The sequence below is a fragment of the Zobellia russellii genome, from assembly GCF_018728565.1.
Taxonomy (GTDB): Bacteria; Bacteroidota; Bacteroidia; order Flavobacteriales; family Flavobacteriaceae; genus Zobellia; species Zobellia russellii.
In genome coordinates, this window is sequence record NZ_JACSOI010000003.1 from 461,515 (window position 1) to 475,676 (window position 14,162).

Genomic DNA, 14,162 nt, shown 5'->3' on the forward strand with positions numbered 1-14,162 from the left:
TGTGTAATTTTCGAGTTGAAGTCTTCAGACTTCGATCAAACACTTATAAACTAAATTCAAAAGTTAAATGCGCAGCAAAAAAAACAATGTACTGTATGCACTGTTGCTACTAATTGTGTTTTCGTCCTGTAAAGAGGAAAAGGCAGTAATTACCGAAAAAAAACCGAATATCATCTACATTATGGCAGATGACCATACCACTCAAGGTTTTGGTATCTATGGGAGCCGCTTGGCTAAGTTAAACCCTACGCCAACTCTGGATAAAATTGCCAATGAAGGAATGATTTTTGACAATTGCTTTGTTAGTAATTCTATCTGTACGCCCAGTCGCGCCGCTATTATCACCGGACAAAATTCTCAATTGAACGGGGTTCTGGATTTAGATGGTCGTATAGAGCCGGCACGCCAGTTTTTACCAATAGAAATGAAAAAGTTGGGGTACCAGACCGCTGTAGTGGGTAAATGGCACTTAAAAGAAGAGCCTGCGGCTTTTGATTATTATAAAGTTTTACCGGGGCAAGGAAAATATTTTGATCCTGAATTTAGGGTTCGTGGTGATCAGCCATGGCCTAAGAATACGGTTCAGACCAAAGGTCATTCATCAGATATGGTTACCGATATTTCTTTAGATTGGTTAAAGAACGAAAGAGATCCTAACAAACCTTTCTTCCTAGTGCATCAATTTAAGGCTCCGCATGACGATTTTGAAAACGCACCGCGTTATGAAGAGTATTTGGCCGGTACGTTTATTCCTGAGCCGGAGAGCCTTTACGAAAGAGGAAACAACGGTTCTGTTGCCACAAGAGGAAAGAATGATTCTTTAACCAGAATTATTGGTTCGTCCGTGTCACATAGAAACTTGATTCGTAATCAGGCTATGAATATTTATGTGGATAGCTCAATTCACCGTTCATACCGCGATGCGGATAAAATTAGGCCTGAAGAGTATGTAAAGTGGGAAATGGATGATGAAGAAAGAAAATACACGAGTAAAGTATACCAAGACTACGTAAAGAAATATTTACGGTGTGTAAAAGGAGTAGATGATAATGTAAAACGCTTAATGGACTATTTAGAGGCCGAAGGTCTAATGGATAATACTATTATTGTTTACACTGGTGACCAAGGATTTATGTTGGGAGAACATGATTTTATTGATAAAAGATGGATGTACGAGGAGTCTATGCGTATGCCGTTCTTTGTGCGTTACCCAGAAAAAATTAAAGCGGGAACCCGTACCGATGCAATCATCAATAATACGGATTTTGCTCCAACGCTAATTGAATTGGCCGGAGGAAGCACTCCTGATTATATGCAAGGGAAAAGTTTTAAAACCATCTTAGAAACAGGAGAAGAACCGGAAGATTGGCAAAAATCTACCTATTACAGGTATTGGATGCACATGGCGCACCGTCATCAAAATCCGGCACATTTTGGAGTACGCACTAAAGATTATAAATTAATATTTTTCTATGGAAAATATTATGTAGATACCACAGACCCTAATGCGGAATGGGATAAGGAAAACTGGGGCAATGATTTTGATACCGATACCCCTGCGGGTTGGGAATTTTATGACTTAAAGAAAGATCCCAAAGAAATGAACAACGCCTATGCAGATCCAGCATATGCGGAGACCATTGCAAATTTAAAGAAAGAATTACTCAGACTTCGTGAGGACTTGAACGAAACGGATGAGAAATATCCTCATATTCAAAAAGTTATTGACGCCCACTGGAACGATTAAATAGGGCTTTTTTTAATCCCTAAAATAGAGAAAAAATCAGCTGCTATCCAATTTATAAGGATAGCAGCTTTTTTTATTGAATAATGTTTTTGAGAGGAGCAATTCGGTTAAAAATTTTTGGGACAGTTGAACTAGTTCAACTTTTTTGTAACAGAGGTTTTTGATTTTTGTAAGTATTAATCTTTAACTACTAAATCATGTTTTACAAATCGATTAAAATTTATGCGACACTCTTCTTTTTAATGGTATCCGTAGTTCAACTAAAAGCACAAAACCCGTATGATGTTAGCACAGAACAGGCTTTAAATTCTTTACAAGCTGCTAAGAAAAAAGCGGAAGAAATGAATGTTTTGGTCAATATAGCGGTGGTAGATGCAGGTGCCAATCTAAAGTCTTTCGTAAGAATGGATAATTCCTACTTAGGCAGTATAGATGTCGCCATAAAAAAAGCCAAAACCGCTCGCTATTTTGATATTGATACGGGCAAGTTGGGCGAATTAACCCAGCCGGGAGGCATCATTTATAACATTGAACTTAGTAATAATGGCCTTATTACCTTTCCCGGAGGTGTACCCATTAAAAATAAAGACGGTAAAATAATTGGCGCCATTGGTGTAAGTGGCGGCACCATAGAAGAAGATAGAATTATTGCTAACGCAGGCGCAGATTTCCTTTTAACTGAAAACTAAAATACTGATGAGAACTATTACTAATATTTTTTTACAAGCTATTGCAATCTTAGGCTGTGGCATAATTACGGCCCAAGATTTAAGCGACCCTATGTTGTATCGTAAAGATTTTAAAGATATTTCTGGAAAAAATACGGTTTCTATTACCAGTTATGAGAAGAAAGGAAAGCATTATGTGTATGCTGGAGGCGCTGGTAATGTAGATGTCTATCAAATTGATGCAGATGGCATACTTACGCCTGTGAGCAATCACGAATTGTATAAGCAAAAAGGGCCGGCCAGGGGCATGGTTGCTGACAATATTGGTGGAAACGATTTTCTTTTTGTAGCCAACAAATTTGGTAACGTAGTAGAAACCTTTAAAATTTTAGAAAGCGGTTCTTTGAAACGTGCCGCTATGATAGAAGATACTGAAGATACGCATCTTGCGGTTGGTATAACCCTACAGGTGGTTCACATGAAGAATGCATCTTTTTTGTTCGCAGGTGGTTTAGAAAGAGAAACCCCGGGGTTAAGTTCTTTTAAAATAAATATCGACGGAAGTTTAACCCATGTTCAATCGATGAAAGATACGGATGAGTTACACACCGATGGAATTATTGGTATGTTCGTTCATAAAATAAAAGGGAAAACCTATCTGTATAGCAGCGGATTTCAGGACAATGGTGTAAGTAGTTTTAGAGTTTATGAGGATGGTACATTTAGAAATGTGAACAATATCCATGACAATACAACAGACCGCTACCTGACAGGAGCGTATCCAGTGACTGGTGCAACACTTGGAGGCAATCATTATGTGGTAGTGGGCCATAGACATCATAAATATTATGATTATGCCCCTAAATTCATTAAAAACAAAGATTTTACATACCACGGAGATGGGGTAAGTGTGTTCAAGGTGAATAGAAAAGGCGCTTTGGTTCCGCATTTCGTTTTAAAGGATGATGAGTTAACCAAACTACGAGGACAAACCCGTATTGAAGTAGTTTCTGTGGAGGAAGACCATGCCATTTTTGCAGTAGGTACTCGGGATGATGCAAGTATTCAGCTAGTAAAATTAGATGTAGAAGGTACATTAACGCCCTTAAATTATTTAGAAACGGGTTTTCCTATCTATTACGGTTTAAGAAGTTTAACTATCGAAGGCAACCCCTTATTGGTAGCGGGCTCTATGAGTTTTGATCTTAATAAAGTAGCAAGTTATCAAGTAGCGCCTAAAATTGATAGAGAAGGCAAGCAATTGCGCCATATTGTAAATTTAAAATATAAAGAAGAGGCTACCCCAAAACAGGTAGAAGAGGCCGTACAGACTTTTTTAGATTTAGAGAAAACCATTCCTGAAATTGTTTCTATTGAATGGGGAGAGAATGATAGCACGGAAGGTCATAGTGATGGATTTACCCATACTTTTATTCTTACGTTTAATGATGAGCATGGACGAGAAAAATACCTGTTCCATAAAACCCATTTAGACTTGGTTAAAAAGATAGGTCCTATAATCGGTGGCGTTTTAGTGATGGATTACTGGACAGCGAAACAATAAAAAAGGTTTAAATTTTAGATTGATGGAAAACTTAAATACAAAAACAGCCCTTGTTACAGGAGGTAGCAGGGGATTAGGAAAAGCCACCGCTTTGGCATTAGCGAAGGAAGGGGTAGCCGTTGCCATAACCGGAAGAAATGAAGCAACACTAAAAATAACCGTAAAAGAAATAGAAGCACTAGGGGTAAAAGCTACCTATGCTGTTTTTGATGTAGGGAATTACGAGGCTGTAAAACGAGGCATAAAAACTATCATGGACGTTAAGGAACACATAGATATTCTCATAAACAATGCAGGTATAGCAGGTGTTGGTTCTTTTTTAGACATGCCAGTGAGCGACTGGGAACAAATGATACAAACCAATCTAATGGGTATGTATTATGTTACTAAAGAAGTTTTACCCCAAATGGTAGCACGTTGTGAAGGAGATATTGTCAATATTTCTTCTACCGCCGGTCTTAATGGTAATCCAAATGTTTCGGCATATTCGGCATCAAAATTTGCAGTCATCGGTATGTCTGAATCCTTGATGAAAGAAGTGAGAAAGCACAATGTACGTGTAATCACCATGACACCAAGTACTATTGAATCAGATATGACCATTGATCTCGGATTTGCACAAAAAGGGAGCGAAGAGAATATCTTACAACCTCAAGATTTTGCGGAACTCATTGTATCGGGTTTAAAATTACCACGTAGGGCGATGTTAAAATCTGCCGCATTGTGGTCTACAAATCCTTAAAAAGTAAAAAGCTACTCAAAGAGTAGCTTTTTTTTAATTGACTATAATTGAAAAATCTTTTCTAAGGCTATCCATTTCTCACCGTTTTTGGCCCAAGGAAGCTCTTGCTGGTATTTCCACATAAGTTGTTCCCATTCCTGTACTGCAGGGTTGTTAGCGTCCATCTCAGCTTTCTTTTCAGGGTCAAAAGTTTCATTAACTTCCATAATCATGAACATGCGGTTTCCTGTCAAGAAAATTTGCATATCCACGATACCGGCATCTTTTATACTTTTGGTTATAGCGGGCCTAGCATTACCTTCTGCATGATACTCTTTGTATTCCGCAATAAGCTTTGGGTCATCCTTAAGGTCACATGAATAGCAATATCTGGTAGTTTTCATTATGCTGCAATTTTAGTTTTGGTTACTTTATAGGCGTACATACCGTAGAAAGCTACAAATAGAAGACATATCATTGGTAACAGGAAAGAAAAATGAATTTCGGTAATGTTTCCGGCTATTTTATCACCAAAAACTTCCTGTCCATTTACAGTATCACCAAAGTCCATTATACTGGCTTGTAGCTTTGGTAAAAAGGCACCTCCTACAATAGCCATAATAAGTCCGGATGAGGCCAATTTGGCTTCCTCGCCCATATCTTTAAGGGCAAGTCCATATATTGTTGGGAACATAATAGACATGAATACAGAAACGAAAACCAAGAATACCAAACTAATGATACCGGTAGACATGATAATACCGCCACACATAAGGGCAGCCGCAATACCAAAATAAGCCAACATTTTTGCCGGGTTTATTTTTTTCATCAAAGCAGTTCCTATAAAACGGGTGGTTACAAAAGATACCATTGCGGTTATGTTCCACCAAGTGGCATCAACTCCTAAACTCTGCGATTCGTTAAGATACTCTACCAATTGAAAAATGGCTGTCCAGCACATAATCTGTGCTCCTACGTAAAACATCTGTGCAATGACCCCCAATAGAAAGGTCTTACTTTTAAAAATTCTGTCTAAAGATTCTTTAATGGATAAATGGTCTCCCATGACCATGGCCGGAATTTTAGTTTTCCAAATGACAAGAAAAACCAAGGCTACAAAGATACCAACCGCTATGTACGGGCCGCTAATTACATTAAGATCAAAGGCCTTTATTTCAGCAGCCTTTTCCGTACCTAAAGCCACAATTTCAGAACTGTCTGCATAATCTGCGGAAAGGATTCTATCCAAAACAACAAATTTAGCAATCAGCATACCCGTAAGTGAACCGATTGGGTTAAAAGACTGCGCCAGGTTTAATCGTTGGGTGGCAGTTTCTTTGTCTCCCATGGAAAGAATAAGTGGATTTGAAGTGGTTTCCAAAAAGCCTAATCCGCAAGTGATGACAAACAATGAAATTAGAAAATACGTGTACGAACCATTTTCTGCTGCAGGATAGAAAAGGATAGCTCCAAGCGCATAAAGGGCCAGACCAAGTAATAATCCAGATTTATAACTAAACTTACGGATAAACAATGCGGCAGGAATTGCCATAACACCATACCCAAAGTAAAATGCGAATTGTACGTTGTAAGCTTCTTCGTTTGAAAGAATCATAACCTTTTTAAAGGCCGCTACCATGGGGTTTGTCAAATCGTTGGCAAAGCCCCATAGTGCAAAAATTGAGGTTGCAGCAATAAAGGGAACGAGCAAATTCTTAGGAACTACGGGTGTTTTGGTGTTCTTTGTCATTGGTATATTTTTAAGTTGGTTGCGTTTAATCTTCGGTAAGTAGTGAACGGTCTAAATGCACATAGCCACCATCTACAAAAATAAACTGACCGGTAGTGTGAGATGACCTGTTTGAGATAGTGAACAAGCAAGTATCCGCTATTTCGTTGGTACTCGTCATTCTATTTTCTAAAGGAATTTTCTTTACAATAGACTGAAGTTTTTCTTCTCCATTAGGCAGCGTGCGAATCCAAGTATCATACGACGGAGTCCAACTTTCGGCTATTATAATGGCGTTGGAACGAATATCATGTTTTATTAAATCAACCGCCCATTCACGGGTTAGACCAAGAACTCCACCTTTGGAAGCGGCATAACCAGAAGTCCTACCTTGACCGGTAAGGGCTACTTTAGAGCCAATGTTCAGTATGTTTCCTTTAGACGCTATTAAGGAAGGCAACGCGTGCTTAACGATAAGAAAATAGCTTACCATATTCAGTTTTAACGAATCCATAAACTCTTCGTATGTGGCATCAAGCCCAACACCGTCATTTACACCAACGTTATTAATGACAACATCTATACGGCCATACTTTTTTACAATGGTAGAAACGGCGTTTTCAATCTGGACGGGATCGGTTACATCAGTTTGACAGAAAATGGCATCTATTCCTTTCTCTTGAATTTTCTCAACATATCCAAAACCTCGGGCATTACGGTCAATTACGGCCGGTATGGCTCCTTCTTCGGCTAAACGCTGCAATATGGTTTCGCCAATACTGCCTTCTTTTCCGGCAGCTCCGCTAATTACAACTACCTTATCCTTTAAATTTAAATCCATTGTTTTGTTGTTTTATAAATTGCTCAGAGTATAATTTGAGATGTTTCAGTAGTTGAAAACTATCTCATTTTGCCCTGCATAATTTGTTTATAGATTATAGAATGCCTGAGCATTTCCCCCCATGATCATCTCTTGGTCTTGGCTGCTAAGCGTTGCAATAAAATGGGTTACAATGCTTTTTACTTGACCGTAATTTCCAGCTACGAGGCAAACGGGCCAATCAGACCCGAACATGATGCGTTCACTGCCAAAAGACTCTAGAACAAGGTGCATATACGGTTGTAGTTGTTCTGAAGTCCATAATTTATAATCTGCTTCGGTAATCATCCCGGAGAGTTTACAGTACACGTTTTCCTGTTTTCCTATTTCTTTCATTAAAGTGGCCCATCCGTCGTAAAAACCATCTTTAATGTAGGGTTTGGCTATATGGTCAATAACAAATCTTTGATTAGGAAATTTTTTTACAAACTCTAGAACAGAGCCTAGCTGATGTGGGAAAACCAAAATATCATACGTATGGTCATATTTTTCAAGTTTGGAAATTCCTCTTAAAAAATCTGGTCGTAACAAGAAGTTATGATCGGCTTCACCTTGTACTACGTGTCTCCACCCTTTAAGATTTTTATCAGTACTATATTTTTCCAATACGGAATCAATAGTTTCGGATCTTAAATCTGCCCAACCAACAACACCTTTAATGAAATTATTCTGCTTGGCCAGATCCAATAAAAAATCGGTTTCTTCCAGAGTTTGGTCCGCTTGCACCGCTACACAACCATCAATTGAATTCTCTTCGTATACCTTCTTGAGGTCATTGGGAAGAAAATCTTTCCGAATAGCTGCCATGTTATCATCTATCCAAGAATGTTTAACCGGCTCATAGTGCCAAAAATGTTGGTGACTATCTATTGTCATTTTTCTTTTTTTAGAACTTCAATTATAGTTTATTCAGACAAGCAGCAACTCCTTCTGTTTCAATACACTCAATATTTGTGGAAACGCTATTTTCTAGTCCGTTAATCTGCGTTAGGTCTTCTCCCCAAATGGAGGCGTTCTTAAGTACATTGTTCGTAAATGTGCTCAAGCTAGAGGTACCATCATCTACTTTTTGCCATTCGGAAGCAAAAAATTGAAGCACTTGTTTGTCATCGTTCAGGGCAATAGACTTTCCATTGAATTCCCCTTTATAAAACCGAAGCATAGCCGAAAGACCAAATGCAATACGTTTGGGTAATTTGCCTTGCGCATTGTTGTAGTCTTTTAGGGTAGGTAATAGGCGCGCTACAAACTTAGAAGTACTGTTTAAGGATATACTAATGAGCTGATGCTTTAAAAGTGGGTTTCTAAAACGATCAAGTACGTCCGCTACAAATTTGTTTTTTACGTCATCTGGAAAATCCAGTGTTTTTGCAGCTTCCTCTAAAAGAAGACTTTCTACAAAATGGCTTACCTCTTTATTTTCCATGGCTTCTTTTACAAAACGGATGCCCGCCAAATAGCCTACAGGAACCATAGATGTGTGTGCCCCGTTTAAAATGCGCACTTTCATCTCACGGTAGGGGGCAAGGTCGTTTACAAACTCCACATTAAGATCGGTTTTAGCGAACGGAAGTTCTTTTTGAACGGTTTCGTTAGCTTGAATTACCCAGCTATGGTAATACTCGCCTGCAACTAAAAGTTCATCTTTATAACCTAGTTTTTGTTCAATTTCATTTGCCCTGTCAGATGGATATCCCGAAACAATACGGTCTACTAGTGTGCTACAAAAATGATTGGCCGTCAGGATCCAGTTTTTAAAACCTTCTTCTAGCTCCCAATGGTCTGCGTATTGCAAAACCGTCTGTTGAAGAGCGGCGCCATTTTCCTCTATAAGCTCACAAGGAAGCAGAATACATCCTTTGGAAATATCTGCTTTAAAGTGTTTGTAACGGTGGTAAAGCCATATCGTTAGTTTAGCGGGAAACTCCTTTGGCGGCTCCCCATTAAACTTATCCTCGGCATTAAATTTAATACCTGCTTCCGTAGTGTTGGAGACAATAAAACGTAAGTCTTCGGTTTCGGCCAATTTAAGATAGGTAGCCCATTCATTATAAGAATGAATCACTTGCTGAACCTCTGTAACCAATGTTTTTTCGGCAACGAGTTCTCCGTTTTTTATTCCGTCAAGAACAACGGTAAACAGACCGTCTTGTTTTTTTAGTTCGGCATAATCTCCACCAGCTGTTGGTTTTATTATAGCAATGTCACCGTTAAAATCAGTTTCTTGGTTAAGTACGTGTACCATCCAATCTACAAAGGCACGTAAAAAGTTTCCGCCGCCAAACTGCATTACCTTTAATGGGCGTTGCACTCTGTTTGGTACGGTTGTATGATTTAAAATCTGCATTAAATAGCTGTTTGTTTAGTTAAAATTTAGTTGAGATATTTAAAGTGATATACCTCTTTTCCAAGGGATAAAGTCTTCCTGGCCCAAACGTACGGCCGCAGGAACAACTTCTCCGCTGGCTACTTTAATAATGTATTCCAATAACTCTTCGCCTTTGGTCTCAATAGTATCCTCTCCCGTAATTACCGTTCCGGTATTAAAATCTATGATATCTTTCATGCGGCTACTAAGCGTATTGTTGCTAGATAGTTTAATGACCGGTGCAATAGGGTTTCCGGTAGGAGTTCCTAAACCTGTTGTAAAACAGATTACGTTACATCCCGATCCGGCAAGACCGGTAGTACTCTCTACATCATTTCCGGGAGTACATAAAAGGTTCAGTCCTTTTTTTCTAACCGGCTCCGTATAATCCAGTACATCGGTTACGGGGCTTGTGCCCCCTTTTTTGGCAGCACCGGCAGATTTCATCGCATCGGTAATAAGTCCGTCTTTTATATTTCCAGGTGATGGATTATTCTCAAATCCAGACCCAACAGAAACTGCCTTGTCTGAATAGGCACGCATTAGTTTAGCAAATTTGGTTGCATTTTCTTCGGTTTCACAACGGTTGATGAGTTCTTGCTCAACACCGTTAAGTTCAGGAAATTCCGAAAGCACCGTAGTGGCACCCAGCGCCACTAATAAATCCGATGCATAGCCCAATGATGGATTTGCGGATATTCCCGAGAAACCATCTGAACCACCACATTCCAAACCTAGAACAAGTTTGGTAAGTGGTGCCGGTTTTCTTTCTATTTTATTGGCTTCAATGAGCCCCACAAAGGTCTTTTTAACTGCCTCTTCAATAAACTGACGTTCTCCGGAACTTTTTTGTTGTTCAAGTATGTAAAGTGGCTTGTTAAAATTAGGGTCAAGCTTGGCTATAGCCGCTTCCAATAATTTGAACTGTGCATTTTGGCAACCCAAACTAAGAATAGTAGCACCTGCCGTATTTGGATGGGTAATGTACCCTGCCAAAAGATTACAAAGGGTTTCCGAATCTTGGCGAATACCACCGCAACCGCCGTCATGGTTCAGGAACTTAATACCGTCCACATTCGGGAAAGTGCGGTTTTGTTTGATTTCTTCGGGGGTTTTAATAATATCCGAAGATAAAAGTTCATCATCGGAAGCACCATTTTTATACTGATTGACAAGTACTTCCGTATCTACTACAAAATCCGTTGTGGTATGGTAGCCCAAGGATTTTAAAAGAGCGGATTTCATTACGTCTACGTTTCTGTTCTCACAGAAAACCAAAGGAATTACCAACCAATGATTGGCCGTGCCAACTTTACCATCCGTTCTATGGTATCCATTAAAAGTTACGTCTTTCCATTTAGTTACGTCAGGTGCGGTCCAGCTCAACTTCTCTTGACCAACAGCATACTCGGAAGATGCATGTACTACATTTTCGGTAGTAATGGTCTCTCCCTTGGCAATTAGTTTAGTGGCCTTGCCCACTAATGAACCGTACATAATAATAGGGTCCCCAACATTTAGCTGGGTAGTAGTGAATTTATGTTTTGCCTTTACGTTCAGGATTACCTGAAAGCTGTCATTGTTATGAACAATATCAGAACCTTTAGGAATATCGGTAAGGGCTGCCAGAACGTTATCTTCTGGATGAATTTGCAAAAATTGCTTGGACATAGTGTTCTTTACTTTTGTCTGTGCTTAATGGTTTGGTTGATGAACGTCTATTCAAAATCAACAGTAGCCTTGATAACTCCGTTAGCTGGGTCTAACCAGCCATCAAAGTTGGTAATCATTTCTGTATAAGGAACATTATGGGTAATGAAGGAGTCTATTGGAAACTCGCCTTTTTCCAAAACGGAAATAACATGTTCAAAATCTTCCAAAGTAGCATTTCTACTACACATAATAGTTGTTTCCTTGGCATGGATCTTAGGGTGCGTAAATACCAGTTCTCCTTTAGAAAGGCCAACTAAAACGTATCTTCCACCATGTGACATATAATCCGGGCCTGCTTCAAGAGCTCCTTTATGACCTGTTGCATCAAAAACCGCAGTAGCTAAATCACCATTAGTAATTTCAGAAACTCGGTCTACAGCATCTTTTCCTCCTAGAACAACATAGTCAACACCAATATCGTTTTTAGCATAGTCCAAACGTTGTTGGTTCATGTCTATGGCAATTACCTTTGCCCCGGCAATTTGTGCCAATTTCATGATACCTATACCAATAGGGCCACAACCTACTACCACAATGGTTTCACCAGGTTGAACATTGGCACGACGTATAGCGTGCGCTCCAATAGCCAACGGTTCAACTACGGCCATTTGGTCATCTGTTAATTGTTGCGCGGGAATAAGCAAGTTGGTAGGAACCGTAATTTTTTCTTGCATGCCACCATCTGTATGAACCCCTAGTACCTTAATGTTGGTACAACAATTGGTTTTGCCGTTTCTACAGGCAATACATGTACCACAGCTTACATAAGGCATAACCACAACATTGTCTCCCGCTTTAATACCTTGAGGATTCTCATCTATTTCCACTACTTGCGTGGCTAGTTCATGACCAAGGATTCTTGGATAGGTAAAAAAGGCTTGATTACCAGCATAGGCATGTAAGTCCGTTCCGCAGATACCCACTTTTTTAACTTTTAATATAGCTTCACCGGCTTTTCTTGTTGGTTCATCTTTCTCTTTAAGAATGAACTCTCCCGGCTTCTCGCATACAATATATTTCATGTGTTTAATTTGTTTTTGGTCACATTTATATGAAAACAAGTTATTTCTCTTAATACTATCCAGTTTTTGAAATCTACACCTATTGCAATTGGTGTACTACTGAAAAAGAGCGCACCGTTATGGTGCGCTCCTAAATTAAAAAAAACTAACTCAACTAACTTCTTTATTAAGGTGCTATAACGATATTTCAAGCACGTGTGCAAAATCTCCGGATTTACTTCCAAGATTGGAAATTGAAAGCGCATCGTCTTTCACATCAAAGGAAATTTTAGCATCACTACCCAGTAATTTTACACTTTTGATATTTAGGTCTTTACCATATTCACTGGCTTTACCTAAAGACTTAATATCTACTTTATTTCCTTCTGGCCATTCCATCATGATGGCATACAACTTATCGCCTTTTTTGGTGAAACGAATATCTTGGCCTGTAAAGTCTTTGTTCTGACCTTCGCTATGGTGACCTTTTTTAACTTCGGTAGGACCTTCGCCAAATGTGCTCCAGTACTCCGTATCATAAATAGCTTCGCCATTAACTTTTAACCAATCGCCTATTTGAAACAATATTTCTTTTTGGTCCTCTGGGATGGTACCATCCGCTTTTGGTCCTACATTAAGTAATAGGTTTCCGTTTTTAGAAACAATATCAACTAAATCGTCAACAAGACTATTTGCTGTGCGCGACTCCCAATTGGTTACGTAGCACCAAGAATTCTTTCCAATGGACGTATCTGTCTGCCAAGGTAATTTTCTAATACCAGGAAGCTTACCACGTTCCAAATCATAGATTACGGTACCTTCAGGAAAGGCTTCATGGTCAAAGTTCTTGTCATTGATAACTACTTCTTTACCCCATTCAATACCTTTATTGTAGTAATAAGCGGCAATTTTAGGACGGTATTCTTTGTAATCTGGGATATCCAAATAGAAATCGAACCAAAGAATGTCCGGTTGATAATTATCGATTAGATCCACGGTTCTGTCCCACCACATTTTTTTGAATTCCTCAGATACAGGCTCGGTAAGGTCTTTTCCTTTTGGAGAGTATAAGTCTGCGTATTGTGGGTCTGTCGTGTCAAACTTGTCCTTTTTATTGTAGAAAGACCAGTTAAAGGCATAGTGCGAAGACGCTCCCATAATCATACCTTGCTCGCGACCTTCTTTAAAAAGTTCACCTAACACATCACGTTTTGGGCCCATGTCTACTGAATTCCATCGGGTTGTGTTGGATTTGTACATGGCAAAACCATCATGATGGTCCGCTACAGGAATCACATATTTAGCACCGGATTTTTTAAAAATATCTATCCACTCCTTAGCATCGAATTTTTCGGCTTTGAACATGGGTATAAAATCCTTATAACCAAATTCCTTTTGGTCACCATATGTTTTTTTATGGTGAAGGTATGTTGCGTTAGGTCCTTTTTTACCAAGGTTTAGCTGGGCACTGAATGTGGCCGTGTCCATATACATTTGGCGTGGGTACCATTCCGATCCGTAAGCAGGTACGGCATAAGCCCCCCAGTGAATGAATATTCCAAATTTACTATCATTGAACCATTCCGGGTCTTTATAGTTTTTCTTAATGGATTCCCAGTTGGCTTCGTATACAGCCGCAGTTTCTTGGGTTGCTGGTTCTTCTTTCTTCTTCTCCGTTTTTGAGCCACATGAAGCAAGAACAGCTCCGGTCAATATAAGTGTGAATACTTTATTCATTAAAAATAATTTATAAGGTTGGTTAGTGATGTGC

12 protein-coding genes are annotated in these 14,162 nt (G+C 39.2%); 4 read left to right on the top strand and 8 right to left on the bottom strand.

What is annotated here, in order from left to right; all coding sequences use genetic code 11:
• The first annotated feature begins 67 nt into the window (after positions 1-67).
• The 4 genes from H9565_RS10070 (at position 68) to H9565_RS10085 (ending at position 4,721) form a co-directional block, all read left to right on the top strand.
• Entirely contained in the window at positions 68-1,747 is a 1,680-nt protein-coding gene (locus tag H9565_RS10070; protein ID WP_215439199.1) for a sulfatase family protein, read from the top strand.
• Positions 1,748-1,944: 197 nt separating this feature from the next.
• Positions 1,945-2,436, top strand: a complete 492-nt coding sequence (locus H9565_RS10075) for a GlcG/HbpS family heme-binding protein (protein ID WP_215439201.1) — start codon at positions 1,945-1,947, stop codon at positions 2,434-2,436.
• Between the two features lie 7 nt (positions 2,437-2,443).
• Positions 2,444-3,979 carry a Dabb family protein gene (locus H9565_RS10080; RefSeq protein WP_215439203.1) on the top strand — a complete coding sequence of 512 codons (1,536 nt, stop codon included), beginning with the start codon at positions 2,444-2,446 and terminating at the stop codon, positions 3,977-3,979.
• 22 nt (positions 3,980-4,001) lie between these two features.
• Entirely contained in the window at positions 4,002-4,721 is a 720-nt protein-coding gene (locus H9565_RS10085) for a 3-ketoacyl-ACP reductase (RefSeq protein ID WP_215439205.1), read from the top strand.
• 41 nt (positions 4,722-4,762) lie between these two features.
• On the opposite strand, the gene H9565_RS10090 is transcribed toward H9565_RS10085, so the two are convergent.
• The 8 genes from H9565_RS10090 to H9565_RS10125 form a co-directional block, all read right to left on the bottom strand.
• Positions 4,763-5,104, bottom strand: a complete 342-nt coding sequence (locus H9565_RS10090) for an L-rhamnose mutarotase (RefSeq protein WP_215439207.1) — start codon at positions 5,102-5,104, stop codon at positions 4,763-4,765.
• On the bottom strand, positions 5,104-6,450 hold the full coding sequence (fucP, locus tag H9565_RS10095) for an L-fucose:H+ symporter permease (protein ID WP_215439209.1): 1,347 nt from the start codon (positions 6,448-6,450) through the stop codon (positions 5,104-5,106). The genes H9565_RS10090 and fucP overlap by 1 nt, the downstream gene beginning before the upstream one ends.
• 25 nt (positions 6,451-6,475) lie before the next feature.
• Positions 6,476-7,270 (bottom strand): SDR family oxidoreductase, encoded by a 795-nt coding sequence (locus tag H9565_RS10100; RefSeq protein WP_215439211.1) that lies wholly within the window; start codon positions 7,268-7,270, stop codon positions 6,476-6,478.
• An 87-nt stretch (positions 7,271-7,357) separates the two neighbouring features.
• A complete protein-coding gene (locus H9565_RS10105) occupies positions 7,358-8,185 on the bottom strand; it encodes an amidohydrolase family protein (protein ID WP_215439213.1) in 828 nt (275 codons plus the stop codon).
• Positions 8,186-8,207: 22 nt separating this feature from the next.
• Entirely contained in the window at positions 8,208-9,656 is a 1,449-nt protein-coding gene (locus H9565_RS10110) for a tagaturonate reductase (RefSeq protein ID WP_215439215.1), read from the bottom strand.
• 39 nt (positions 9,657-9,695) lie between these two features.
• Positions 9,696-11,348 (bottom strand): UxaA family hydrolase, encoded by a 1,653-nt coding sequence (locus H9565_RS10115; protein WP_215439217.1) that lies wholly within the window; start codon positions 11,346-11,348, stop codon positions 9,696-9,698.
• A gap of 47 nt (positions 11,349-11,395) precedes the next feature.
• Complete coding sequence (locus tag H9565_RS10120) at positions 11,396-12,412, bottom strand: zinc-binding alcohol dehydrogenase family protein (RefSeq protein WP_215439219.1); 1,017 nt, start codon at positions 12,410-12,412, stop codon at positions 11,396-11,398.
• Positions 12,413-12,586: 174 nt separating this feature from the next.
• A complete protein-coding gene (locus tag H9565_RS10125) occupies positions 12,587-14,128 on the bottom strand; it encodes an alpha-L-fucosidase (protein WP_215439221.1) in 1,542 nt (513 codons plus the stop codon).
• Positions 14,129-14,162: the final 34 nt, after the last annotated feature.

Excerpts from the sequence above, each read along its gene's own strand:
- H9565_RS10070 (WP_215439199.1), top strand. The coding sequence starts at position 68 with ATGCGCAGCAAAAAAAACAATGTACTGTATGCACTGTTGCTACTAATT.
- H9565_RS10075 (WP_215439201.1), top strand. The coding sequence starts at position 1,945 with ATGTTTTACAAATCGATTAAAATTTATGCGACACTCTTCTTTTTAATG.
- H9565_RS10080 (WP_215439203.1), top strand. The coding sequence starts at position 2,444 with ATGAGAACTATTACTAATATTTTTTTACAAGCTATTGCAATCTTAGGC.
- H9565_RS10085 (WP_215439205.1), top strand. The coding sequence starts at position 4,002 with ATGGAAAACTTAAATACAAAAACAGCCCTTGTTACAGGAGGTAGCAGG.
- H9565_RS10090 (WP_215439207.1), bottom strand. The coding sequence starts at position 5,104 with ATGAAAACTACCAGATATTGCTATTCATGTGACCTTAAGGATGACCCA.
- fucP (WP_215439209.1), bottom strand. The coding sequence starts at position 6,450 with ATGACAAAGAACACCAAAACACCCGTAGTTCCTAAGAATTTGCTCGTT.
- H9565_RS10100 (WP_215439211.1), bottom strand. The coding sequence starts at position 7,270 with ATGGATTTAAATTTAAAGGATAAGGTAGTTGTAATTAGCGGAGCTGCC.
- H9565_RS10105 (WP_215439213.1), bottom strand. The coding sequence starts at position 8,185 with ATGACAATAGATAGTCACCAACATTTTTGGCACTATGAGCCGGTTAAA.
- H9565_RS10110 (WP_215439215.1), bottom strand. The coding sequence starts at position 9,656 with ATGCAGATTTTAAATCATACAACCGTACCAAACAGAGTGCAACGCCCA.
- H9565_RS10115 (WP_215439217.1), bottom strand. The coding sequence starts at position 11,348 with ATGTCCAAGCAATTTTTGCAAATTCATCCAGAAGATAACGTTCTGGCA.
- H9565_RS10120 (WP_215439219.1), bottom strand. The coding sequence starts at position 12,412 with ATGAAATATATTGTATGCGAGAAGCCGGGAGAGTTCATTCTTAAAGAG.
- H9565_RS10125 (WP_215439221.1), bottom strand. The coding sequence starts at position 14,128 with ATGAATAAAGTATTCACACTTATATTGACCGGAGCTGTTCTTGCTTCA.